Below are 24,121 nucleotides of genomic sequence, written 5' to 3' on the forward strand. Positions count from 1 at the left end.
TTCTACTACTTAAAACCAGCCTGCGCCAGCAATTCGGAACGGCCAGGGAATTGACGCCAAGATAAGCAGCAATCCTAAGCCGTAAAAAATGCCCACCAGGCGTTGTTTCGCTATCGCGTCGGAAGCCCGTTTCGAGCGGGAATACCCGATTGTGATCAGCACAAGGGCTATTAACATGCCGGTTGTATGTTCTACGCTATAGAAACGATAGAATTTATCGCTCATCTGGCTGAAGTCAACTTTAGGGCTAATAAACAATAGAATAAGGCCCAGCACGAGTTGGGTATGCACGGAGATCAGCGTGAACAGATACAGTTTTCGGTTACCATCTGTATAACCGCTGCGGCCCTGCCATTTGCCAATGGCTGTAACGACGGCGGCTATGAGTAAAATAAGAGCTATCCAGCGGAGTCCCGAGTGGGCGTGTACTAATCCAGAATACATGAGTTGATTGATTTATCGCACAAATTTAGTTGATTGGCAAAGAAACAACCAAATGGTCAACTTACACCGCAAATTGGTTGTTTACCGATTATGATTCTTTACAACACAACCTACAGCGTTGCCGAAGAGGTGTCGTCTGACTGGCTCCGCTGGATGAAACGCTTCTTTCTCCCAGCTGTCATGGCTACCGAACTGCCGGTTGGCCACAGGGTTTTACGGTTATTGACCGAACTGGAGAATGGCGGTACAACGTATTCCGTACAGCTTGATTTTAACACAATGGCCGACTACGCTGCCTACCAGCAATACCATGCCGACACCTTACGCCAACGTATTCAACACCGCTTTGGCAATCAGTTTATTTCATTCGATACCCTTCTGGAAGAAGCGTAAATGAATGATGAGTAATTACTAAATCTTAATTCTGGGCGTTCTGTGCCGCTTTTTTGAGTCTTTTCCGGTTGCGCTGTTTGTCAACTGTCAATAAAAATGCGGGAAGCAGAATCAGGTTCGACGCCATGCCCATCAGCAGCGTGATAGAAACCAGAATGCCAAGGGCCACTGTCCCCTGAAAAGTCGATGCCGCAAAAATGGCAAAGCCCGCAAACAGAATCATGGCCGTATAGAACATGCTGATACCGGTATACCGAATCGTTTCGGAAACCGCCAGATTAAGCCCTGTCAATTTGTTTCGTAGTTCGTCCCGGTATTTGGTGATGAAATAGATCGTACCATCCGACGAGATGCCAAAGGCGATACTGAAAATCAGAATGGTAGAAGGTTTTAGGTGAATATCGCAAAAACCCATAATCCCGGCGGTAACGATCAGCGGCACTACACTCGGCAGAATCGCAATCAGGCTCAATCGGATGTCGCGCAGCAGAATAATGAGAATGACAGACACCAGCAAAATTGCCAGTACTGTGCTTTCGGCGAGGTTCGTTAGCAGGTAATCGTTGCCTCGTGTGAAAACCACACTGTTGCCGGTGATATTCACTTCATACTGTTCATCGGCGGCTACGCGTTTCCCGGTTGCCCGGTCGATATTAAAAATCGAATCGGCTTTCGGCTGGAGCTCATTCAGCAGTTGTGTTGTGCGAACCGTGCCTACATCGGGCATCTGGAAACTAATACGGGTATACCGAAATGTGCTGTCTAAGTAAGCTTTGAATGCCAGGCCACCACCGGCATTTTTAGCCCCTTTGAGTTGGGGAGCATAGTTTGCCAGTTGGCTAAGTTCCAGGGCACCCGGCAGGGCATAGTATTTTGGATCGCCCCCGCGATAGGATTGATAAAAGAACTTTACCGCTTCAACCAGCGAGAGGGGACGCGTAAACTCATTGTATTTACTGAATTCGCGTTCAAGCAATTTGATTTTTGTCAGAGTTTGCGGAGTTAACACCCGGCCAGGACGTCTGGCATCGATACTCACCTCGAAGGGCATCACCCCCTTAAACTTGCTCTCGATGAATTTTAGATCGGTATAAATTGGGTCGTTTTTGGGTAAGTCATCGACAACGTAGCCAATAGGGTTAATCTGGAGGGCACCCACAATAGAAATCGCTGTTACTATGCCAATAAATGCATAAATGGCTGTTCGGCGAGTGTGTACCAGGACATCAACCCATGTCAGGAAACCACTTACCTGCTTACGTTCTAAATGACCGCGTTGTTTTGCGTCAGGCTTTGCGAGGTAGCTAAAAATAATGGGTATCAGAATAAGCGATACTACATAGGTTGTCATAATTCCTAAGGCAGCGACCAGACCAAATTGCACCAGGAGAGGGCTTCCCGTGAAGTAGAATACAAAAAAACCAATACTCGTCGTGACGTTAGCGAAGAAAGTCGTTTCACCCACTTTGCTGGTGGCAATCATCAACGCGTCCTCTTTACTACGCTTGCGGTTCAGTTCTTCGTGGTAACGATTCAGCAGGAAAACTGCATTTGGTACCCCAATCACGATAATCAGTGGGGGAATCAACCCCGTAAGCAGCGTAATGTCATAGCCTAACAGAACAATGTAGCCTGTAGCCCAAATTACAGCGATCCCTACTACAGCCAGTGCTGCCAGCACAACAGTAAATGACCGGAAAAAATAAAATAAAATCAGCGCGGTCACCAGGAATGCCAACCCCAGAAACAAAAACATTTCTTTGCTGACTTTAGCCGTAAACTCCGTTCGGATATAAGGCATTCCAGACATGTGTACCGTACTCTCAGAGCCCGAAGAAACAGAACTGGTCAATACGTGCCGACGGCCAAACGAATCGGCGACGGCTTCTACCTGTCGAACCAGCGAAATCCGGTTTTTGGTGTTTACCACCTTCTGATCGAAAGTGATGGCCATGAGGTGCGCCCGGCCACTACTGTCGGTTACCAGTCCCCGATAGAAGGGTAGGGAGGCAATGCGTGAACGGAGACTGTCTAACCCAATCTGGTCGGTAAGGGGTTTGGGTACCAGGGGCTTAATACGAAACGTGCGAGCCGAGTCGTCACGAATAACATTATATAGATTCGCATTCGACACAACATCTTTTATTCCCTCGATGTGCTTGATTTTTTGACCCAGTGCATACCAGTCGTTGAAGAACCCAAGCTGATACATGCTGTCTGTTTCAATGGCCAGCACCATTACGCTGCCATCCTGCCCAAAACGTGATTTGAACGCTTCGTATCGCTGAAAATCGGGATCGGTAACCGGTAGAATCTTGGCGAGTTCGTAGGAGAGTTTGACTTTACTGGCTTGATACCCCATGAAAGTCGTACCAAGCAGTACCGCAATTATCAGGGCTATTCTATTTTTTAAAATAAAGGAGGAGATACTTTGCCAAATCATACCTAATTAACGCCAAATAAGGTTGCAAGGTACGAAAAAAGGGTAGCGTTTAAGAAATGTGAATACCGCCTTATGTTTATGTAAGCAATATAATAAATAAAATATATCTTAAAATAAATACTTTATGTATTATTAGGTACATTTATTTAAACTGCTGTATACTCGAGTTGACTTTTAAGTATGCCGTAGTTTTCTGAGAAATATTGTTGCTAACCTGAGCATCTTTACTGTATTGTTAGCTATACCAAGTCCTGATTCTCAGAATACCCTGGCTAAAAGGTAGTAAAGTAAAAAATTGCTACAGACTGAATAACTGATGTTACGCCACCTTCTGGGCGGTTGGTTTAAATTTGAGTATGCAGACTACACTTGATCTCTATACCGACTATCTACTCAGTAGCTTTGGACAAACCACCGCTACCGGACTTTCCCGCTTAACCGACGGGGCAGTTGGCCACGATGCGGTCACGGATTTGCTCAATCGACTTCAAGGCGATAATCGGACCCTATGGCAACATGTCAAACCCCTAATCCACCAAATTCAGGAACCTGACGGGCTTTTGTTGACCGATGACAGCATCGCTCACAAGCCACATAGTGATGAAAATGGACTGGTGACCACCCACTATGACCATACGAGTGGGCAATATGTGCGAGGCATCAACTTTGTCAGCCTACTCTATCAAACCAGCCAAGGCCAGTGTCCACTCAGTTTTGAGCCCGTCATTAAAACGCAGCAGTGCGAACGGAAAACGCGCCAAGTAGTCTGGCGATCAGCTAGCTAGCTAGACTGATGTTACGCCACCTTCTGGGCGGTTGGTTTAAATTTGAGTATGCAGACTACACTTGATCTCTATACCGACTATCTACTCAGTAGCTTTGGACAAACCACCGCTACCGGACTTTCCCGCTTAACCGACGGGGCAGTTGGCCACGATGCGGTCACGGATTTGCTCAATCGACTTCAAGGCGATAATCGGACCCTATGGCAACATGTCAAACCCCTAATCCGCCAAATTCAGGAACCTGACGGGCTTTTGTTGACCGATGACAGCATCGCTCACAAGCCACATAGTGATGAAAATGGACTGGTGACCACCCACTATGACCATACGAGTGGGCAATATGTGCGAGGCATCAACTTTGTCAGCCTACTCTATCAAACCAGCCAAGGCCAGTGTCCACTCAGTTTTGAGCCCGTCATTAAAACGCAGCAGTGCGAACGGAAAACGCGCCAAGTAGTCTGGCGATCAGAGCGCACCAAACACCAGATGTTTCAGGATATGGTGCGGCAGGCCCATCAAAACTCGGTTCCCTTTCGCTATGTGCTGGCCGATTCATGGTACACTAATTCGGACAACATTAACTTGGTGCTGAGTTTAAAGCACCATTACTTAGGTGCCGTTAAGTCCAACCTCGAAGTTGCCCTCTCCAAACACGACCGGGCTAATGGTAAATTCGTCAAAATCAGTAGCTTGAAACTCCAGCCAGGCACCGTCCTAACCGTCTTCATTCGCTCGGTGGCAAGCCCCGTGGCGATCTGTGACGACATCTTTCCCAACAAAGATGGGTCAGTCGGTGAACTGCACTTGCTGACCACCGATGTGACGATGACTTACCAACAACTCCTGACAACTTACCAAAAACGGTGGGGCATCGAGGAGTACCACAAATCACTCAAACAGAATGCGTCGCTGGAGAAATCTCCTACGCGCACCCACCGTACTCAAGCTAACCATCTGTTTGCCAGTATCTGCGCCTACGTCAAGTTAGAGCGTTTGCGGCTGAGATCTGCCACCAATCACTTTGCCTTGAAAGGGCGGTTATATCTCAAAGCCATGCAAGCGGCTTTTGCCGAATTAAACAGCCTGAAAAATCAACTTAGCCAAAAGCCAACAATGGAGTTGGCGTAACATCAGAACCTAACTATGGAATTATTAGACGCAATGAGCTGGCGGTATGCCGCCAAAAAGATGACCGGGGCAAAAGTCCCAGCCGAAAAAATTGACACGATTCTCGAATCGATTCGCTTATCGGCATCGTCGGTGGGTCTGCAACCCTATACGGTTATCGTGATCGAGAACCACGAGTTGAAAGGCAAAATTCACGAGTTGGCCTGTCCGCAACCACAAATTGTCGAAAGCTCTCATTTGCTGGTTTTTGCCTCATGGACAGGTCTGGAAGCGAGCCAGATCGACACATACATTCAACTGATCGCCAACACGCGGGGCGTTACAGTCGAATCGCTGACTCCCTTTGCTGATTCGATTAAAGGAAACATATTAAGCAGAACCGTCGAAAGCCGGGATAACTGGACAGCCCGTCAGGCATACATCGCCTTGGGTTCAGCCCTGATTGCTGCTGCCACCGAACACGTTGATGCAACGCCTATAGAAGGTTTCAACGCCAACGCCCTCAACGAGCTTCTGGACTTGCCAGCCAAAGGTTTACAAAGCGTTGCATTGCTCGCATTAGGCTATCGGGACGAAGAGCGGGACTTCCTGTCTAAAGCGCCTAAAGTACGTCGCGCCAAAGAAGACCTCTTCATTGAGTTGGCATAACCCACTGATCACAATCTACAAAAAAAGCCTTCTGTTATCTGACATAGGGCTTTTTTTGAGTTGAAACTGGTTTAACATTTAAGTAGGGATAATTGCAATTTCGACCTATCACCACACCCGGCTGGCCACCAGATTGATCAGAACGTTCACGATAAACGCAATGCCGAACGACAATGCGATAGAAAACTGACTGAGCAGAAAGGCTTGCAAAAACAGAAACGTAGTAAAACCCAGGAGCCCCATTACCAACCCGCGAAGCGTGGCAATGGTGGCGTTACTACCTTGTAATGTGTGCGAAAAAATAGCCAGTACAGTCGTCATGATTGGAAAAGGCGTTAAAATGCCGCTCCAATCGGGGCCCAGCATACGCGCCAGTCCGGTAATAGCCAGCACAAATAATGTGGCAATAATCATCCGAATAGGAATGTCGAACGGTAGGCGCCTTGTAGAGATGAGATGACCCGTTGGCTTGGGAAAAAAGTACAAAGCCAGTAGAACGGTAGTTATTACGATGGCATAGCTAAGCAGTAAATTAAGCTGTAAGTAGTTAAAAAACACTGCAGTCGCCGTGTAGAGTCCGTACGAAAGTAAGATTGTAGGCAACCAGCTTAGCTTTCTGGAAAATGTGGCGTAGCTAAGACAAAAGCTGATTAATGCCAGAATGCCGGTCATTGATCCCTGAATGGAATGGATGCCAAAAGCTGTGCCCTGTTCAAGAATAAAAAACAAGAGAATAGGTCCGGCAACCCACGGCATACTTCCAATCAATCCGCCAACCTTATTCCCCCATTTCCGAATTGCCAGCGTGACCAGCGCGATGACCGAAGGCATCAGCGTTACTTTTAGGAGGAGTATATTCATCCGGGCAAAGTTACAAGCCTTTCCGTTCCTACCACCGCTTCACGTGCAGGAACGTTTCAATCTACTGGAAATCGAGGGGCCATATCCGCATAGAGTACTTACCTTTACAGGGCAGATTATCGTTCGCCAGGTATCGTTGAGATGCTCTCTAATCATGAAGAATACACCCGTAACCATTAAAGATATAGCGCGTTCGCTGAACATCTCTATCTCCACAGTATCTCGTGCATTACGCGGCCTGCCGGAGATTCATCCAGACACCCGTAATGCCGTTGTTAAGCTGGCCGAAGAACTGGATTATCAGCCCAATCAACTAGCCAAGAATCTGGCAAAAAGCCGCACCAAGACGATTGGCGTGATTGTACCGAATCTCAGCTATCACTTCTTCTCGGCCATGCTAAATAGCATCGAGGAAGCCGCGCTTCAGGCTGGCTACAGTGTGCTGGTTTGCCAATCGAATGAATCATATCTGCGCGAAATTACCAATATCCAGAATTTACAACGAAGTCAGGTAGAGGGGTTTATCATATCACTTTCGCGCGATACCGACAACTATGAGCACGTTGAGCGACTGGCACGTAAGAATGTTCCCTTAGTGCTGTTCGACCGGTATGCCGAAAGTATCGATGTGTCGAAAGTTATTGTCGATAATGAGGCCGCAGCCTTTAAAGCAACCGAACATTTAATCGAAAATGGCTGCCAGCGAATTGGCTTCCTGGCGGGTCCTGCCCGATTATTATTGAGCAATCAGCGAATAAAAGGCTATCAGGCCGCACTCGCCAAACATAACCTGCTGGTAGGCGATCAATATGTGTTACACTGCGACTACACGCAGGAAAACGCCATCATGCAAACACTGGCTATGACGAGTTTACCACAACCACCCGATGGGATCGTTACGATTAGTGATCGGGTCGCCTTTCCGGCCATCTACGCCATGAAGCAAAAAGGTCTCCACATTCCCGATGATGTTGCGGTCGTAAGTTTTAACAACGAACCGGTATCTGCCTTTTTCTCACCGGCGCTGAGCAGCATAAGCCAGCCCATTCAGGAAATGGGCGCCGAAACCGTGAAGCTCCTTCTCAAACAATTAGACGCCACCGTAAACCCAATTCCAAGAGAAACTAAAATTATGGAAACCCAGCTCATTGTGCGGGCATCATCGCTTCGAACACAGTAGAGCCCTACAGCCGCCAAGTCCGGAAAACTTGACAATTTCTAGAAGATTAGATCACATCCGATAGCTTCGGATATAGTCACCCGGTGGCATTCCCACAGTTTCTTTAAACTGTCGATTGAAATTTGACAGATTCGTGTAGCCGCAAGTGAAGGCAATCTGGCTGATAGTTGATTCTGATTCGCGCAGATACCGGCAAGCATGTTCGATACGAACCTCATTGAGTACTTGTGAAAACGTTTTACGGGTATGTTGCCGAAAAAAGCGGCAGAACGCACCGGGCGTCAGATTCGCCACGTTGGCGACATCATCCAGCGCAATAGGCGACGCATATTGCTGAAATATGTAGGAAAAAACCTGCTCCAACCGACGCTGATCGTCCGGGCGTTGTGGTCGTGCAAAGGCTGTAGCCGATAGAATTTCCCGGTCAGTGTTCGTCGCCAGATTATCTAATAACGTCAGTAAACTCATCAACTGCTCAAATGGCCGTTGCTGGGGCATACCTTCCAGTTGTTCTGTAACGGCGTTTCGGACACCACAACGAAGCCGGACACCATGCTGCGCTTCCTGAAATAGAAACTTCAGATGCTTTGTTTCCGGCAAACTCAACATTGTGGCTTCCAGATGCTCCGGTCGGAACAGCACCGTTATCAAGCTGGCCAATGGAGCACCATCAAGCTCAAGGTAACCGGGGTCACTTCGCAGAACGTGAGGCAAATTTGCCCCCAGCAATAAAATGTCGTATTGACAAAACCGGTCAATTTTATCCCCAACAATTAACGTACCTTCACCCTGTTTGATGAGTGTCAGCTGTATTTCTGGATGAAAGTGCAAGTGCCCGTAAAAATGAGGAGCACTATCCTGCTCAATCCGAAATGAGCGATCATCTATTGTCGGAACCCGAAAAAGCAGCGGCTTCATCAATACCAATTTAACCTGAATAACACTATTCTTAGCCTAACGTGGTGAAATAAGTATTAGTATTCATGAATTACTAGTAATGAAGCGAAGAAATTTTTGATGAACTTTGACCGTATAACATCATAATCCGATCGCCAATGAATGTATCAGTACAGTGGGAAGGTGTCTATCCCGCACTCCTAACGCCATTTACGGCGAACGACGAACTGGACTTGCCCCTTTTCGAGACTAATCTGCATGCTCAACTCGACGCAGGTGTACATGGATTCATCATTGGCGGTTCATTGGGCGAAGCCAGTACGTTGTTGAATGAGGAGAAAATAGCTCTGCTCCAGTCGGCATTGGGTGTTGCGCAGGGGCGGGTGCCGGTATTGGTTAACATTGCCGAACAAGGCACCAAACAGGCAATTGCCCGCGCCCGTGAGGCCGAGGCAAACGGGGCCGATGGGCTGATGCTCCTGCCGCCCATGCGCTACCCTGCCGATGCCCGCGAAACGGTTACGTTTTTCAAATCGGTAGCTGAAGAAACAACGCTGCCAATCATGATTTACAATAATCCATACGATTATAAAATCATGACGACAGTGGCCATGTTTGCCGAATTATCGGCATTACCCAACATCCAAGCGGTCAAAGAATCGACCCGCGATCTTACCAATGTTACCCGGATGCGCAATGCCTTTGGCGACCGGTTCAAACTAATGGGTGGCGTTGATACGCTGGCTCTGGAAGCCCTGTTGCTGGGTTGCGATGGCTGGGTTGGTGGTCTAGTCGATGCATTTCCTCAGGAAACAATGGCTATTTACGACCTGGTGAAAGCAGGCCAACTCGCCGAAGCCCTGGCCATTTATCGCTGGTTCATGCCCCTGCTTGAACTGGACATTCACCCCAAACTGGTACAGTACATTAAACTGGCCGCCACAGCAACGGGAATAGGTTCGGAGTATGTGCGGGCACCCCGTTTACCACTTGTGGGAACCGAGCGCGAACAGGTTCTCCATGTTATCAAAACGGCAATGGCGAATCGTCCGGTTTTGACTACAGCTCAGTAAGTCATGGCAGAATACCACTTTTTCTGTATCGACGCCCACACCTGCGGCAATCCGGTTCGGGTTGTTACAGGCGGCAGCATTCCGTTTCTGCAAGGCGAAACGATGAGCGAAAAACGGCAGCACTTTATACGCGAATTCGACTGGATTCGAAAAGGGCTGATGTTTGAGCCACGCGGTCACGATATGATGTCGGGCAGCATTTTGTACCCCCCTATCGACCCGGCCAATGATGCGGGCGTGTTATTCATCGAAACCTCCGGTTGCCTGCCCATGTGCGGCCACGGCACCATCGGAACGGTTACGGTGGCTATCGAACAAAACCTGATTCGCCCCAAAACGCCCGGCGTTCTGATGCTGGAAGTGCCAGCCGGACTGGTGCGGGCCGAGTACCAACAGGATGGCAAGAAAGTAACGTCGGTGAAGATTACGAATATTAAATCATATCTGGCGGCCGAAAAACTACCGGTAGAGTGCCCGGATTTAGGATTGCTCACGGTCGACGTTGCCTATGGCGGCAATTTTTACGCCATTGTTGACCCACAACCGAACTTCCCCGGCCTCGAAAACTACAAAGCCGAGCAATTGATTGCGTGGGCGCGGGTCATGCGCGAACGGATGAATGAAAAATACACCTTTGTTCACCCCGAAAATCCGACCATCAATGGGCTCAGCCACATTCTCTGGACAGGTAAGCCGATCAAAGAGACCTCCACGGCTCGAAACGCAGTTTTTTACGGTGACAAAGCCATCGATCGCTCACCTTGCGGCACGGGCACATCGGCACGAATGGCGCAGTGGTATGGGCAGGGGCGTCTGAAACCGGGCGAAACCTTTGTCCACGAAAGCATTATCGGATCAATTTTCAACGGTCGTATCGAAGCCGAAACCGAGTTGGGAAATCACCCGGCTATTGTACCGAGCATCGAAGGCTGGGCCAGAATTCATGGCTACAATCACCTAATTCTGGACGAAGACGACCCATACGTATTTGGGTTTCAGGTAATATGACACATGTTGGCATTGTTGGCGGGGGAATTATTGGCCTAAGCTCGGCTTACTACCTGCATAAAGCAGGACACCGCGTTACTGTATTTGATCAGAATCCCATTGCCGACGGCTGCTCGTTTGGCAATGCAGGTATGATCGTACCCAGCCACATTATACCGCTGGCACAGCCGGGCATGATCGCGAAAGGAATGCGCTGGATGCTCAATTCCACCAGTCCGTTCTACGTAAAACCTCGTCTAAGTGCCGAACTAGCGCGTTGGGGTTGGCTTTTTTATCGCCACTCCACCGCCGAGCACGTTGAACGGTCAATTCCAATTCTGCGCGACATAAGTTTACTGAGCAAACGATTGTATCAGGATTTAGCTGCCAACGGCGATCTGGAGTTCGAGTGGCAGGAACGGGGCCTGCTGATGCTCTACAAAACCGCATCGGCCGAGCACGAAATGGCCGACGAAGCAAATGTGGCGAACCGGGCTGGTATCGAAGCGCGTGTACTCAGCAGCCAGCAAGTGCAGGAACTCGAACCACACACGCGGGTCAACGTGCGGGGTGGTGTACTATACCCCGGCGATGCCCACCTGAATCCGGGTGAACTGGTTCGTTCTTTGGTGACCTACCTGCGTAAACAAGGCGTTACCTTCCTGGAAAAGCACACGGTGACAGGCTTTGAAAAGAATGGTTCACGGGTCAACGCTGTACTAACGACGGAGGGCAATTATCCCATCGACGAGCTGGTCATTGCCGGGGGTGCCTGGTCACCATCGCTGGCCCGATTGCTGGATTTGAGTTTGTCGATGCAGGGTGGAAAAGGGTATAGTTTCGTACTTCGGAATGTAAAAAATAACGTTCGCATTCCGGCCATTATGCTCGAAGCGCGAGCAACCGCCACTCCCATGGGTAACGATCTGCGCTTTGCCGGAACACTCGAAGTAGCCGGTACAGACATGACCGTCAATATGAACCGGGTACGAGGTATTTTTCAGTCTATAAATCAGTATTACCCGGATGTACCGGTCACCATGCCTGAGGTCGATATGGTGTGGCGCGGACTTCGTCCCTGCTCGCCTGATGGACTACCCTATATTGGTCGCACCGAACGATATTCGAATGTGGTGCTGGCAACGGGACATGGTATGATGGGCTTAAGCTTAGGACCTGCAACAGGTAAGTTGGTAAGCGAAGTGATTAGTGGAGAAGCTGATAGCATGGACATTTCTGCCTTTAGCGCGGATCGGTTTGCATAATTACAAGCTAGCCATCTGCCCGACTAACCTTAAAAAACCTCACCAAAATTGAGGAATAATCCCTGCGCTCCGCCAATACCAAAGCCATAGTCAATGGCAAAGTTGAGGTTGGAGTGCTTATTCATTTTCACTCGTAAGCCAACGCCCCCACCCGGCAGCAACCGGCCAAAGTGGTTTGTGTTGGGATAGTCGCTATAGGTTTGCATGTTGGTAAACAGAACGGCTCCCAACAGGCCACTCGGGAGTAATTGCGCTCGGTACTCCGCTTCCAGATACACCAGATTCCGACCCCGGTAGCGGCCCTGAACGTAGCCCCGACCCATATTCGAGTAGGTATCCCAACCTGTACTGGGTAAGTCGAGATAAGGGGCCTGGCCACCCAGACTAAGCCAGTTCATATTCCAGAAAGCCAGAATATGGCGACCATTGGACGACAGCGGCACATATTTTCTAAAATCGGCAATGACCGATTGCCAGTTTTGATCGCTGCCCAGCAAGCGTAAATTTGGCCGAACAACAACACTTCCAAAAAAGCCGCTCTGTGGGTTGTTGGGATTCCGCCGGTTGGTATATTGGACACTGAATGTTGGCCCGGAAGAAACGGTTTTGGTCATTGTTCCATACCGCTCAAAATCGTCGTTCAGTTGGGGGGTACTGTTCACATCCCGAATATTCCAGTGATAGTCGAGCGCATACCCAACACCAACCGAAAGATTGGGAGCAACCTGCCGCAATACGGCCTGCTGGAGTCGCATATACGAATACGTTAAGTGATCGTCAGCGTTGGCTGGTGAGTTACTGCCCAGCCCAAAATTATCGGCAGAATAGTCATAGTAACGCCAGTCTGTAACGATGTTGAAGCGATTATCCTTCGTCCAGAGGTTTAAAACGACCGGCACAATGATCTGGTGATATTGCGTGTACTGGGGCGTAAAAATAATGGTGGAGATATTTTGTTCTGGATTCGCACTGGTGAAGGACAGATTCGCATTTAGCCCAACCGCTACCCCCGTTTGAATGGCGTAGGCCAGTTCTGGAAAAATTGTGGAATGAAGGCCGGGCTTCGCATGATCGCTTCGTCGATGGCCTTTCTTATTGATAAACCGGTAATACATATCCCAGATGTCGGCCGATGAATCGGACTCGAATACGTACTGCCAGTTGTGTTCAGGAACTTTTACAGAATCGGTTTGTGCCAGACTATTGGCTGAAAAACAGACAATTAGTATCAGGCTAAAACGTACTATTCGTCTAATTCGATAGTAAATTAACAGACAGCCTATCGGCTTTTTCATGTTACGGTAAACGAAATTAATTATATATATTAATCTGGCTGACTAACCCATTCTGGTATCGTTCCGTTCAACTCATAGAAATCAGACCACAGCCTCACCTTTCAAAACACGAAGTAACTAAAAAGCCGCTGCTCTTTCGGGCAGCGGCTTTTTAGTTAAGTCATTCCAATTACTCTTTCTTATACTGTTGAATAATTTTGTAAAGTGCTTTCTGTTTTTCCAGTTCGGGAAAGAACTCGAATAGTTGAACGTGTGCATCGTAGTCCAGCGAAAGGGCCGCTTCCAGTTGAATCAATGATTCGCGGTAGTGACCGGCATGAATTAGATACACAGCCGAACGATAATATAAATCAGCTTCGGCGGGCATATCGTTTATACCCGACTGAATGATATCGTTTGCCCGCAGAAAATCACCCTGATCGAATGGTACCAGCGACCATGTCAGGTATACATCGGGGTTTTCGGCATCGACCTCAGCCGCTTTTTCAAACGCTTCGACACTCGAAATAACATTCCCGATCTTGTATTCTGTTTCGGCCACAGCCAGATAATACTCTCCGTTCTGATCGCTCAGTTTTACCGCTTTTTGCAGAAATGGCAACGCTTCGTACCATTTACCTGATTCACTCAGGCAAACACCGATACCATACCAGGCTTCGTCCCATTTAGGGTCTAGCTTGATCGCTTCGCGGTATTCCTTTATGGCTTCGGTAACGCGATCCTGCTTTTCAAGGCTGGCACCAAGATGACAATAGGTGTCAGCCGTTGCTTCTTCGTATTTTAACGTCTCCCGATAACAGACTTCAGCTTTTTCGAACAACCCTAAATTCATGTAGGTGTTACCCAGGTTGAAATGCGCCGACGCAAAATCATCTTTAATAATAACGGCATAGTCGTAGGCTTCAGCGGCTTCGGCATAACGACCGAGCTTGCTATAAGCGATCCCTATGTTATACCAGGCATTGTACGAATAGGGGTCCGTATCAATTAGTTGTTGATAATAGGACAGGCTATTCTCTAACTCGCCGGTTACGTCCAGACAAAAAGCCAGTTCATACAGCGCGTTTTCATTATTGATATTCAGCGCTATCGACTTTTTGTATTGTGTTATGGCTTCATCATATTTACCCCAGTTCTGGTAGCTCTGACCCAGTTGAAACAGAATATCATCCTTTTCATCGGCTCGGTCGAGCAACTCTTCCAGAATTTTGATAGATTCTTCATACCGGCCAGCCATGTTCAGCACCGACCCTTGCATAAAGGGTACATCAAGGTCGCCGGGGTTAAACAAAGAAGCCCGTTCCAGCAAATCCAGCGATTCATCGAACCGTTGAAAATTAGCCAGAATTTGGGCTTTATCAAGCATTAACTCCAGCGCATAAGGGAAGTTTTCCAGACCGGCTTCGGCGGCTTTAAACGCCTTGTCTAAATCACCCTGATTGAGGTAATGTTCAATCATTTGTTCATAGACATCCAAATCGAAAAACTGACTTTGCTGCTGATCCAGCATCTGCTCAAAACGCCGGATTGATTCTTTAATATCGCCTTCTCGTTCTTCGAACTCTTGCTCCATGCTATTGCCTTCAAAATGTGGGCGGATAGGGGCCGCACCAATGGTGCGATTTATCCTTTGGCAGTGAAATATAAACTCAAAAAAGCAAAACTCCAACCCCGGAACCGAAAACTTACGGACCGTTTTAAGGCTGCCCGAAGGCGGTTGCCACTCGCTTCAGGGTCTCGCTCAACGCTTGATACTGAAAATCAAGCACCTTCTCTACTTTGTGCCCATCGTACTGGTACATCGAACTCGCCGACCGTGCAGTTTCCCGCGTAATAAGCGGTGACTTCCCCATCACCCATGCCCGAACGGCTTCCAAAGGCCAAAGTAATTGGGTTAACACCGGTGGAATCTGCATCGTTGGCGGGCGTTTGCCCAATACGGCAGCTATATGTTCTAACAACGAACGATACGGAATGGTGCCCCCATTGAGGATGAACCGCTGCGACTTCACCTCCGACTGCATTAGCCTGACGAGCGCGTCTGTCACGTCGAGCACGTCGACATAATTGACTAAACCCGCCGGGTAGAATGGTCGTTCGTCCTGTACGTATTTAATGAGTTGCAGGCTGCTTCGACTCCAATCGCCCACGCCGAGCACGATAGTTGGATTGACCATCACCGCGTTAAGTCCTTCAGCCACAGCCCGCCAAACTTCCAGTTCGGCCCAGTACTTTGTTTTGGCATAAACGGAGTTGTTCGGCGACTCTTCCCATTTATTATCTTCATTGATCAGGATAGCCTCGCCAGCCTTCCCTCCTTTCACCGTTGAGCGGCCAATAGCCGCAACTGAGCTAACGTAGCCGAATTTCCGTATGCCCGCTTTCAAACAAACATTAACCATGTTTGCGGTGCCTTCTACATTAATAGCTTCCATCCGGTCGCGATCTTTCGGCACAAACGAAACGATGGCAGCCGCATGAATAACATCGGAATCTGGACGTATAGCCGCTTCGAGCGAGGGAATATCCAGAACGTCGCCCTCGTGCCAGGTAAGTTGGTCGGCAACATCTGTCAGCAACCCATATCCGTTTTCAGGACGAAAAAGTGCTGTAACCGAATGGCCGTCGGCCAGATACCGCCGGGCAATATGGGAACCGATAAAACCGGTAGCGCCCGTAATAAACACCGGATTATGTAGTGATGATGTCAATTGAAGTTTTTGATTTCAAACCAGTTAAGGAAATTATTCGTATTCGGCGTGGTGTTCTCCATAGCAGACCGGCTTTAAAATCGAGATGATACAGGCTTTCCGGCATCATCTGTTTGTGTAAACATAACAACGTTCGGCCTTGAATTGCTAATTTTGCGGTCAATTAGTGGTTTGGCGGTATAACTGGTATTAACCTTTAGACGCCGGAACTACGTATCAGCCACTAGTCACTAACCACTACTATGTTAGAAAATCCCCAACGCTATACTGTTACGGCAGCCCTGATCTATGCAAACGGCCCTATTCACATTGGGCACATTGCCGGATGTTACCTGCCCGCCGACATTTACGTTCGCTACCTTCGCTCGACGGGTAAAGATGTTGCCTTTATCAGCGGCACCGACGAACACGGTGTACCTATTACAATTAAAGCCAAGAAAGAGGGCATTACTCCCCAGCAGGTAGTTGATAAATACTACGGCCAGATCAAACAGGCGTTCAGTGATTTTGGCATTTCGTTCGATATTTATTCGCGGACGTCGAACCACATTCACCACGAAACTTCGCAGGAGTTTTTTACCAATCTCTATGAGAAAGGCGATTTTGACGAAGAGGTGACGGAGCAGTATTACGACGAGGTAGCCGGGCAGTTTCTGGCCGACCGGTATATAGTAGGTACCTGCCCGGTTTGTGGTAACCCCCATGCCTATGGCGACCAGTGCGAACGCTGCGGCACCGCCCTGAGTCCCACCGAACTAATCGAGCCACATTCCATGCTGTCTGGCTCCAAACCAGTACTGCGCTCAACCAAGAACTGGTTTCTGCCGCTGGATCGGATGCAGCCTAAAATTGAAGATTACGTTAACAGCCACCCCGAGTGGAAAACAAATGTGGCCGGTCAGTGTCAGTCGTGGTTGAAAGAGGGCTTGCGTCCCCGTGCCATGACCCGCGACCTCGACTGGGGCATCAAAGTGCCCCTCCCCGATGCAGATGGTAAAGTTCTGTACGTTTGGTTCGACGCACCAATCGGGTATATCTCCATGACCAAAGAATGGGCTGCTGAGCAGGGCCGGGACTGGGAATTATACTGGCGCGATGAGCACACCAAACTGGTCCACTTTATCGGTAAAGATAACATCGTTTTCCACTGCATCATTTTCCCGGCCATGCTGATGGCCGAAGGCAGCTTTATTCTGGCGGATAATGTTCCTGCCAACGAGTTCATGAACCTGGAAGGCGACAAAATAAGTACCTCGCGCAACTGGGCCGTCTGGCTGCACGAGTATCTGGACGAGTTGCCCGGCAAGCAGGATGTACTGCGGTATGTGCTGGCGGCCAACGCCCCCGAAACCAAGGACAGTGAGTTTACCTGGAAAGACTTCCAGACACGCAACAACGCCGAACTGGTGGGCATTTTCGGCAATTTCGTAAACCGGGCCGTTGTATTAACCCAGAAGTTCTGCGATGGCAAGGTACCTGCCATTGGCGAGTTGACAGCGTACGACCAACAAGTATTTGACGAACTTGCGCTTTTCCCTGACCGTATCGGGCAGTCTATCGCCAATTATAAATTTCGGGAAGCACTAGGGCATTTGATGGATTTAGCACGCCTGGGTAATAAGTATTTAGCTGAAACCGAACCCTGGAAAGTTGTCAAAACCGATGCGCTTCGGGCGAATACGATCCTGAACATTGCCCTTCAGATTTCGGCTAATCTGAGCATTGTTTGCGAACCATTTTTACCCTTTACAACCGAGAAACTACGAAAACAACTGGGCATTACTGAGCACTTTGACTGGACCAATGCGGGCCGGGCCGATCTTTTGGTTGAGGGTACTGAACTGGGTAAAGGAGAGCTTTTATTCGCCAAGATTGAGGACGACGAAATAAATAAACAGATTCAGAAATTACTGGATGCAAAACGCATGAATGAGTTAGAAACGAAGACCGTCCCCGCCCTTCGGGATGAGATTACCTACGATGACTTTGCTAAAATGGACATTCGCATCGGCACCATTACCGAAGCCGAACGGGTACCCAAAAGCGACAAATTACTAAAACTGAAAGTTGACGATGGCTTAGGCGGACGTCAAATTCTGAGCGGTATTGCCAAGCATTTTTCGCCTGAAGAGATTATTGGCAAACAGGTTACCTTCCTGGCCAATCTGGCCCCTCGCAAAATGATGGGTTTCGAATCGCAGGGTATGATCCTCATGGCAGAAGATCGTGATGGTAAGTTAGCCCTTATCGCCCCTGGCGACGCCGTCTGGAACGGCGGAACGGTGAGTTAATCTGGTGCGATCTGGCACGGGTAAATACCCGCGCCAGATCGCACCAGATTAACTCATCCCTTCATCGCATGGTCTGTAGGCACGTTTTGCCCCGACCAGATTTTTTTGGATGTCCAGTCCACTGCCGGAGCCGACCAGAACGGGTCTGATACGGGTAAGCCTAGAGGTAAAAACGCCACCGAACACAAATACAGACTCCCCGTTGAAATATAGGTTTCGCCAATAGCAGGCTGGTGGCCGCACAAGCCAATCTGAAGCCACCCCTTGCTATCAAATGTTCCGTTGACGTCCATTGTTCGGTGAATGACGGCCGTCAGTGCTGAGCGTGCCTGACCCGGCGACAGCTCAGTAGGCATGTTTCCCTGCAAAGCCATTTGGGCGAGTAATTGAAACGCTCCGCACCGATACGCCAGCGACCGACCAAATGCAGCAAACGAGCCATCGGGATTTATTAGTCGCTCCTGTATAACAGCATATCGTTGGGCGCGAGTCAGTAACATGTCAAATAACCCCTTTTCGGCTTTTCCGGCATCTGCCAGGGTTTTAACCACATCCAGCAACATGGGCTGAATTACGTAACTGTTGTAATAATCCCAGTGAAAATCGGGACCATCACCATAAGCGCCATCGCCCTTGTACCAGGCCTGATGTTGTCGAATCGCGTAATCCATCCGAACCTCATCGCCTGAACCGGTATATTTGAGTAAGGCAGCTTCGACCATCGCCGTGAATAGCAGCCAGTTACTATAGCCCGGCTTGATTACCCGGCTTGTCTGCAAGGCTTTTATCACATTGGCTTGTTCGCTTGTGCTTAGTGCATGCCATAATTTTGGGGATCGAATCAACCCATGCGCCAGAAAAGCGGCATCAACTAACGGCTGTCCTCCTTTTGTGAAGTTTAAGTAGTCAGGTGATTTAGGATCAACGCCATTGGCAATGGCCTGTCGGGCCATATCCAGATAACGTTGTCGAAGCAGGCTTTCCTGTACATCATCGTCGGCGCTCAGTTCGAGCCAGGGCGCAAGCCCCGCCATTGTCCGACCGAGAGCTTCGAGGTGCGACACGACAATACGGCTTGCCTGTTGGCCCGGCGCGGATTCAATCGGCATAGCGGATTTTAAACGGTTCTGCGACAGGGCCGATAGCACCGGATCGGCAATTTTCAACAGCGTTTGCAGCCAGTAAGCCCGGTCATCGCTGGTTGCCCTATTGGTAGTCAATAGTGCTGATAAATTGCTGGTTGTATTCGTTGCTCCAATGCCCAAAGTGACCGGCAAGGCCGTTGCAAGCCGGGTAAACATCCGCCGTTTCATAAAATATTTTTGATTCAGGTACTTGTCAAACAAAGCGGCAGTCCTTTTTTTTTACTGTTGACAGGTCAAGTAAGCCCGCCATCAAATCGGCTTCAGGCTGAAACGTTCGGCCTAAAAAGACTGTTACCAATCTGAACTCGCCATTATAGTTACCCTGTGAACGAAGAACAGAAAAGCGGACGGATTTTTGATTTAGCTATCCTCCGACGGTTGTATGCGTTTGTGAAACCTTATCAGACGCGCTTTTATTCCCTTATTGGCATCATCATGCTGGCGGCTTGTCTGGCTCCGCTAACCCCATTACTTATCCGATACACCATCGACAATGTTATAGCGATGGGCGATTATCAGCAGTTGACGACAATGCTGATCATCATGATTAGTGTTCTGATCGTTCAGGCCATGATTCAATTCTTGAACACCTACCTCTCGGGCTGGCTGGGACAGTATGTTATTCGTGACATCCGTATTCAACTGTACCAGAAAATATTGCATCTCAGGCTCAAGTTCTTTGACAATACACCCATTGGTCGGTTGGTAACTCGTTCCATTTCGGATGTCGAAACCCTGGCCGATGTGTTCAGCGAGGGAATGGCGGCCATTGCCGGCGACATTCTACAATTGATACTGATCATTGGCGTCATGTTCTATACCGACTGGCGGCTGGCGGCCATCAGTCTGTCGACCATCCCGCTTATGCTGTTCAGCACCTATGTGTTCAAGGAAAAGATCAAAAAGTCTTTTAATGAAGTTCGTACGGCCGTAGCCAACTTGAACTCTTTCGTTCAGGAACACATCACGGGCATGAACATTGTCCAGATTTTTGGTAGCGAAAAAATTGAAGCCGAAAAATTTCGGGTCATTAATCAGGAGCACCGCGCGGCTAATATTCGCTCCATCTGGTACTACTCGGTCTATTACCCCGTTGCCGATATTATTTCGGCAGTAGCCGTTGGTTTAGTGGTGTGGTATGGTGCCAAACAAATTATTAGTTCGGATGTGACTTTCGGTACGGTTACGGCCTTCGTAATGTTTATCAACTTATTTTTTCGCCCGATCCGGATGCTGGCCGATCGGTTCAATACACTTCAGATGGGTATTGTCAGCACAGACCGCATTTTAAAACTGCTGGACAGCGATGAGTTCACGGTCAATGATGGCACGTTCGCTCCTACCACCATCAAGGGCGAAGTTGAGTTTAAGGATGTCTGGTTTGCCTACAACAACGAAGACTGGGTGTTGCGTGACATTTCGTTCCGGGCCAATGCGGGCGAAACCGTGGCATTTGTAGGGGCAACAGGTGCAGGAAAATCATCCATAATCAATCTACTGAGCCGTTTTTACGACATCAACAAGGGCGAAATTCGGATTGATGGTACTGATGTTCACGAATACGAACTCGGCCACCTCCGCAGGAACATAGGTGTGGTGTTGCAGGATGTTTTCCTGTTTTCGGATACCATTGAGAACAACATTACCCTTGGGGATAAACGAATCAGTCGGGAGAAAATAGTCGAAGCCGCCAAACTCGTTGGTGTACATGAGTTTATTGAACGACTGCCGGGTGGATATGACTACAACGTAATGGAACGCGGCTCAACACTTTCGGTTGGACAGCGACAATTAATTTCATTCGTACGGGCTATGGTTCAGGATCCAAAGATCATTGTCCTGGACGAAGCGACCTCATCTGTCGATACCGAAACCGAAGAAATGATTCAGGATGCGATCAGCAAATTAATGAAAGGGCGTACCGCCATTGTTATTGCCCACCGCCTGTCTACCATTCAGAAAGCAAACAATATTATTGTCGTAGATAAAGGCCGTATTGTTGAGCAGGGCAATCATGAAGAGTTACTTCAGCAGGAAGGTTTTTACGCCAATCTATATCGGATGCAGTATAAAGAAGTTGTATAGGCAGGGCAACCTACGACCGCAACGCTTCTTCTTCATCATTCAGCCCGGCGCCGGTAGTACCTTCGGTAATCACTTTGTGGCCCGATACGTTAGGCTTCTCATTCATAGGACCAGGACCACTACCGTCGAGCGCATAAGCGATTGAGTCGGCTAAATCATCGGGAGCAATTTTTGCAGATTTTTCCGCAACTTTCGGGTATTTTTCACCCGCTTGCTGATCAATTACTTCTTCATCTGCATTGGGATCATTGTCCATACCGGAAGGAACACGGCTGGACGTACCGCCGGGTAACTCGTTGGAATCGAGGCTGAAGTGTCGCATGGATGTTAATGAGTTTAGTTTCTGCTATAACCCATTAACTAGCCTTGCAGTTTATTCTTCGGTCATTTTCTTTACCAAAATTTTATCGATCCGGCTTTTGTCCATATCGATAATTTCAAATTGGTAACTATGCCAAACGAACGTTTCGCCGGCCTTGGGGATATCTTTCAGAATGTGAAGGGCAAATCCGCCAAGTGTATCGAATCCGGTCAATTCACGCCGGGCCTGTGCTGTAACATTAATGGAGAAGTACGACAGGAAATCCTCAAATGGAAGTTGCGCATCGATCAGGAATGTACCGTCTCCGCGTTCGCGAATTTCGTAATCTGAATGAATATCGTCATTGATGTCGCCCACCAGTACGTCCAGAATGTCGTTCAGCGTAATAACGCCCAACACCCCGCCATATTCGTCCACAATTATACCAACATACTGCCTGCGCTCCCGAAACCGCTCCAGTACCTGATAGGCTTTGTTGTTTTCAGGAATAAAGAGCACATCCCGTTTCATGTCGCTCAAATGAAGTAGTTCGTTTTCGAGATCTCTTCCCAGAAAGTCTTTCGTATAAATCAGGCCAACGACCTCATCGACTCCCCCATTGCAAAGCGGGTAGACCGAGTGTTTATGTTCAAGAATCCTGGCTTTATTTTCGGCGGGGTCATCCTCCATGTCGAGGAAAACAATTTCCTGCCGGTTTGTCATTAGCGACGTAATTTTACGGTCGCCAAGCTGAAAAACATTTTGCACAATTTCCTGTTCAATTTCTTCAATAGCCCCGCCGGACGTTCCCTCCTGAATTAAACTTTTAATTTCTTCTTCTGTGACAGCACTTTCGTTTGGCCGAATATTCAGCAATTTGAGCAGTAAATCACTTGAAATCGTTAGCAGTGCGATAAACGGAGAGGTTAGTCGCGAGAGGAAAAGCATGGGAGCCGCCATTGTCTTGGCAATACCTTCGGGATTCGACAGGCCAATCCGTTTAGGCACCAATTCGCCAAAGACAAGGGAAAAGTAGGTTAGCAGCAACAGCACCAGTACAACGGCCACAGAGTGCGCGTAGGGGCGAATAAATTCAACCTGGGCAACGTACTCCTGAACGTCGGTCGTCAATTTATCGCCCGAAAAAATACCCAGCAAAATACCGATGAGCGTGATGCCAATTTGAACTGTCGACAGAAATCGGTTGGGTGAATTGGATAGATCGAGAGCAACCTGCGCCTGGCGATCTCCATTTTTAGCAGCTGTCTCTAATTTGGATTTGCGAGAGGATACCAGGGCGATTTCTGACATTGAAAACACGCCGTTCAGCAGTGTCAGAAGAAAAATAATAAGAAGTTCCACAAAGAGGATGGTTGGCCTGTTGCAAAAATATAGAAATGGAACTGGTTTGCAACAGGTTTAACAATGCGATAGACCATCTGTTTCGTTACTTTTACGCTTTGAACTGCATATTCATCGATGATTGTCTTTATTAATGACCGGCCTATTCGGCTCGTTGGCCCAAAAGCCGCTGCGAAACTTACTAATCCTGTGTTGGCAAACCATCCAGCCTTTATCGACTATGATCAAATTGTCGACGCACGATTAGAAGCCCTTAAGCAAGATGCGCTACACGGCCACCTTCTCATCCTGAATGCTACACCCGCCACCATCAGCAAATTACTTGCGCTGCTTCAAAAAGCCGATGTCAATCAATTGCTGTCTGTTACACTGGGATGCCTTGATAAAGAAATCTGCGAAGACGCCATCAAAAAGCCATTTAAGGTAATCAAAGCGGCCGGGGGCGTCGTCTTTAAAGGCGACAAAATGTTACTGATGTTTCGGCGGGGTGTTTGGGATCTTCCCAAAGGCAAACTGGACGATGGTGAATCGTCACGGCAAGGCGCGGCTCGTGAGGTAAAAGAAGAAACAGGTGTTAAGGTCTCCGTGAGCGAGCGTATCTGCACCACCTGGCACACCTATAACCTTAACGGCAATCGAATTCTGAAACGTACGAAATGGTACCGGATGAAACTGATCGACGACAGCCGCATGGCCCCGCAAGCAGAAGAAGATATCGAGAAAGTTGCCTGGTTTGACCGTCGGGAAACGAAACTGGCAATGACAAACTCCTTCAGTTCAATCCGGTATGTGTTGGATGAAGTAGCAAAACAATTTATTAGTTAATG

At 48.5% G+C, this 24,121-nt stretch carries 20 protein-coding genes and 1 pseudogene; 11 read left to right on the forward strand and 10 right to left on the reverse strand.

The window, feature by feature from the left end; genetic code table 11:
* Positions 1-9 precede the first annotated feature (9 nt).
* A complete protein-coding gene (locus tag CWM47_RS19085) occupies positions 10-444 on the reverse strand; it encodes a cytochrome B (RefSeq protein ID WP_100989814.1) in 435 nt (144 codons plus the stop codon).
* Positions 445-534: 90 nt separating this feature from the next.
* Between CWM47_RS19085 and CWM47_RS19090 the strand changes: the two genes are divergently transcribed.
* Positions 535-837 carry a DUF4286 family protein gene (locus CWM47_RS19090; protein ID WP_100989815.1) on the forward strand — a complete coding sequence of 101 codons (303 nt, stop codon included), beginning with the start codon at positions 535-537 and terminating at the stop codon, positions 835-837.
* A 25-nt stretch (positions 838-862) separates the two neighbouring features.
* Here CWM47_RS19090 and CWM47_RS19095 read toward each other — a convergent pair whose 3' ends face one another.
* Positions 863-3,199 carry an efflux RND transporter permease subunit gene (locus CWM47_RS19095; protein ID WP_240625341.1) on the reverse strand — a complete coding sequence of 779 codons (2,337 nt, stop codon included), beginning with the start codon at positions 3,197-3,199 and terminating at the stop codon, positions 863-865.
* Between the two features lie 437 nt (positions 3,200-3,636).
* Here CWM47_RS19095 and CWM47_RS19100 point away from each other — a divergent pair.
* The 3 genes and pseudogenes from CWM47_RS19100 to CWM47_RS19110 form a co-directional block, all read left to right on the forward strand.
* Positions 3,637-4,056 (forward strand): annotated as a pseudogene (locus CWM47_RS19100) (transposase); the annotation flags it as partial.
* 57 nt (positions 4,057-4,113) lie between these two features.
* Positions 4,114-5,193, forward strand: coding sequence for an IS701 family transposase (locus tag CWM47_RS19105; RefSeq protein WP_100989818.1), 1,080 nt, complete (start codon positions 4,114-4,116; stop codon positions 5,191-5,193).
* A gap of 15 nt (positions 5,194-5,208) precedes the next feature.
* Positions 5,209-5,841 (forward strand): NAD(P)H-dependent oxidoreductase, encoded by a 633-nt coding sequence (locus CWM47_RS19110; RefSeq protein WP_100989819.1) that lies wholly within the window; start codon positions 5,209-5,211, stop codon positions 5,839-5,841.
* A 108-nt stretch (positions 5,842-5,949) separates the two neighbouring features.
* Here CWM47_RS19110 and CWM47_RS19115 read toward each other — a convergent pair whose 3' ends face one another.
* Positions 5,950-6,702 carry a hypothetical protein gene (locus tag CWM47_RS19115; RefSeq protein WP_100989820.1) on the reverse strand — a complete coding sequence of 251 codons (753 nt, stop codon included), beginning with the start codon at positions 6,700-6,702 and terminating at the stop codon, positions 5,950-5,952.
* A gap of 154 nt (positions 6,703-6,856) precedes the next feature.
* On the opposite strand from CWM47_RS19115, the gene CWM47_RS19120 reads away from it, so the two are divergent.
* Entirely contained in the window at positions 6,857-7,882 is a 1,026-nt protein-coding gene (locus CWM47_RS19120) for a LacI family DNA-binding transcriptional regulator (RefSeq protein WP_100989821.1), read from the forward strand.
* Positions 7,883-7,933: 51 nt separating this feature from the next.
* On the opposite strand, the gene CWM47_RS19125 is transcribed toward CWM47_RS19120, so the two are convergent.
* Positions 7,934-8,800, reverse strand: a complete 867-nt coding sequence (locus tag CWM47_RS19125) for an AraC family transcriptional regulator (protein WP_100989822.1) — start codon at positions 8,798-8,800, stop codon at positions 7,934-7,936.
* 137 nt (positions 8,801-8,937) lie between these two features.
* On the opposite strand from CWM47_RS19125, the gene CWM47_RS19130 reads away from it, so the two are divergent.
* From CWM47_RS19130 to CWM47_RS19140, 3 genes are read left to right on the forward strand one after another with little or no spacing between them, the layout of a single operon-like run.
* Positions 8,938-9,852, forward strand: a complete 915-nt coding sequence (locus CWM47_RS19130) for a dihydrodipicolinate synthase family protein (RefSeq protein ID WP_100989823.1) — start codon at positions 8,938-8,940, stop codon at positions 9,850-9,852.
* A gap of 3 nt (positions 9,853-9,855) precedes the next feature.
* Positions 9,856-10,860, forward strand: a complete 1,005-nt coding sequence (locus CWM47_RS19135; RefSeq protein ID WP_100989824.1) for a 4-hydroxyproline epimerase — start codon at positions 9,856-9,858, stop codon at positions 10,858-10,860.
* Positions 10,857-12,104: an NAD(P)/FAD-dependent oxidoreductase gene (locus CWM47_RS19140; RefSeq protein ID WP_100989825.1), complete on the forward strand. Its 1,248-nt coding sequence runs from the start codon at positions 10,857-10,859 to the stop codon at positions 12,102-12,104. The genes CWM47_RS19135 and CWM47_RS19140 overlap by 4 nt, the downstream gene beginning before the upstream one ends.
* A 29-nt stretch (positions 12,105-12,133) precedes the next feature.
* Here the strand turns inward: CWM47_RS19140 and CWM47_RS19145 are convergent, their stop codons facing one another.
* The 3 genes from CWM47_RS19145 to CWM47_RS19155 all read right to left on the reverse strand — a co-directional run bounded on the left by CWM47_RS19145 (position 12,134) and on the right by CWM47_RS19155 (position 16,110).
* Entirely contained in the window at positions 12,134-13,399 is a 1,266-nt protein-coding gene (locus CWM47_RS19145; protein WP_157815999.1) for a BamA/TamA family outer membrane protein, read from the reverse strand.
* Between the two features lie 169 nt (positions 13,400-13,568).
* Positions 13,569-14,972, reverse strand: a complete 1,404-nt coding sequence (locus CWM47_RS19150) for a tetratricopeptide repeat protein (RefSeq protein WP_100989826.1) — start codon at positions 14,970-14,972, stop codon at positions 13,569-13,571.
* A 124-nt stretch (positions 14,973-15,096) separates the two neighbouring features.
* On the reverse strand, positions 15,097-16,110 hold the full coding sequence (locus CWM47_RS19155) for an NAD-dependent epimerase/dehydratase family protein (protein ID WP_100989827.1): 1,014 nt from the start codon (positions 16,108-16,110) through the stop codon (positions 15,097-15,099).
* A 242-nt stretch (positions 16,111-16,352) separates the two neighbouring features.
* On the opposite strand from CWM47_RS19155, the gene metG reads away from it, so the two are divergent.
* A complete protein-coding gene (gene metG / locus CWM47_RS19160) occupies positions 16,353-18,401 on the forward strand; it encodes a methionine--tRNA ligase (protein WP_100989828.1) in 2,049 nt (682 codons plus the stop codon).
* Positions 18,402-18,454: 53 nt separating this feature from the next.
* On the opposite strand, the gene CWM47_RS19165 is transcribed toward metG, so the two are convergent.
* Entirely contained in the window at positions 18,455-19,714 is a 1,260-nt protein-coding gene (locus tag CWM47_RS19165; RefSeq protein ID WP_100993949.1) for a DUF2264 domain-containing protein, read from the reverse strand.
* Between the two features lie 156 nt (positions 19,715-19,870).
* Here CWM47_RS19165 and CWM47_RS19170 point away from each other — a divergent pair, with 156 nt between their 5' ends.
* Positions 19,871-21,631 (forward strand): ABC transporter ATP-binding protein, encoded by a 1,761-nt coding sequence (locus tag CWM47_RS19170; protein ID WP_100989829.1) that lies wholly within the window; start codon positions 19,871-19,873, stop codon positions 21,629-21,631.
* 10 nt (positions 21,632-21,641) lie between these two features.
* Here CWM47_RS19170 and CWM47_RS19175 read toward each other — a convergent pair whose 3' ends face one another.
* Both CWM47_RS19175 and CWM47_RS19180 read right to left on the reverse strand, forming a co-directional pair.
* Entirely contained in the window at positions 21,642-21,953 is a 312-nt protein-coding gene (locus CWM47_RS19175; RefSeq protein ID WP_100989830.1) for a hypothetical protein, read from the reverse strand.
* A 51-nt stretch (positions 21,954-22,004) separates the two neighbouring features.
* Positions 22,005-23,294: a hemolysin family protein gene (locus CWM47_RS19180; RefSeq protein WP_100989831.1), complete on the reverse strand. Its 1,290-nt coding sequence runs from the start codon at positions 23,292-23,294 to the stop codon at positions 22,005-22,007.
* Between the two features lie 117 nt (positions 23,295-23,411).
* Between CWM47_RS19180 and CWM47_RS19185 the strand changes: the two genes are divergently transcribed.
* Positions 23,412-24,119 carry an NUDIX hydrolase gene (locus tag CWM47_RS19185; RefSeq protein ID WP_100989832.1) on the forward strand — a complete coding sequence of 236 codons (708 nt, stop codon included), beginning with the start codon at positions 23,412-23,414 and terminating at the stop codon, positions 24,117-24,119.
* The last annotated feature ends 2 nt before the right edge of the window (positions 24,120-24,121 follow it).

The sequence above is a fragment of the Spirosoma pollinicola genome, assembly GCF_002831565.1.
GTDB classification, from domain to species: domain Bacteria; phylum Bacteroidota; class Bacteroidia; order Cytophagales; family Spirosomataceae; genus Spirosoma; species Spirosoma pollinicola.

Bases quoted from the DNA above. Each gene is read 5' to 3' on its own strand.
- CWM47_RS19085 (WP_100989814.1), bottom strand. From the start codon at position 444: ATGTATTCTGGATTAGTACACGCCCACTCGGGACTCCGCTGGATAGCT.
- CWM47_RS19090 (WP_100989815.1), top strand. From the start codon at position 535: ATGATTCTTTACAACACAACCTACAGCGTTGCCGAAGAGGTGTCGTCT.
- CWM47_RS19095 (WP_240625341.1), bottom strand. From the start codon at position 3,199: ATGGGGTATCAAGCCAGTAAAGTCAAACTCTCCTACGAACTCGCCAAG.
- CWM47_RS19105 (WP_100989818.1), top strand. From the start codon at position 4,114: ATGCAGACTACACTTGATCTCTATACCGACTATCTACTCAGTAGCTTT.
- CWM47_RS19110 (WP_100989819.1), top strand. From the start codon at position 5,209: ATGGAATTATTAGACGCAATGAGCTGGCGGTATGCCGCCAAAAAGATG.
- CWM47_RS19115 (WP_100989820.1), bottom strand. From the start codon at position 6,702: ATGAATATACTCCTCCTAAAAGTAACGCTGATGCCTTCGGTCATCGCG.
- CWM47_RS19120 (WP_100989821.1), top strand. From the start codon at position 6,857: ATGAAGAATACACCCGTAACCATTAAAGATATAGCGCGTTCGCTGAAC.
- CWM47_RS19125 (WP_100989822.1), bottom strand. From the start codon at position 8,800: ATGAAGCCGCTGCTTTTTCGGGTTCCGACAATAGATGATCGCTCATTT.
- CWM47_RS19130 (WP_100989823.1), top strand. From the start codon at position 8,938: ATGAATGTATCAGTACAGTGGGAAGGTGTCTATCCCGCACTCCTAACG.
- CWM47_RS19135 (WP_100989824.1), top strand. From the start codon at position 9,856: ATGGCAGAATACCACTTTTTCTGTATCGACGCCCACACCTGCGGCAAT.
- CWM47_RS19140 (WP_100989825.1), top strand. From the start codon at position 10,857: ATGACACATGTTGGCATTGTTGGCGGGGGAATTATTGGCCTAAGCTCG.
- CWM47_RS19145 (WP_157815999.1), bottom strand. From the start codon at position 13,399: ATGAAAAAGCCGATAGGCTGTCTGTTAATTTACTATCGAATTAGACGA.
- CWM47_RS19150 (WP_100989826.1), bottom strand. From the start codon at position 14,972: ATGGAGCAAGAGTTCGAAGAACGAGAAGGCGATATTAAAGAATCAATC.
- metG (WP_100989828.1), top strand. From the start codon at position 16,353: ATGTTAGAAAATCCCCAACGCTATACTGTTACGGCAGCCCTGATCTAT.
- CWM47_RS19165 (WP_100993949.1), bottom strand. From the start codon at position 19,714: ATGAAACGGCGGATGTTTACCCGGCTTGCAACGGCCTTGCCGGTCACT.
- CWM47_RS19175 (WP_100989830.1), bottom strand. From the start codon at position 21,953: ATGCGACACTTCAGCCTCGATTCCAACGAGTTACCCGGCGGTACGTCC.
- CWM47_RS19185 (WP_100989832.1), top strand. From the start codon at position 23,412: ATGATTGTCTTTATTAATGACCGGCCTATTCGGCTCGTTGGCCCAAAA.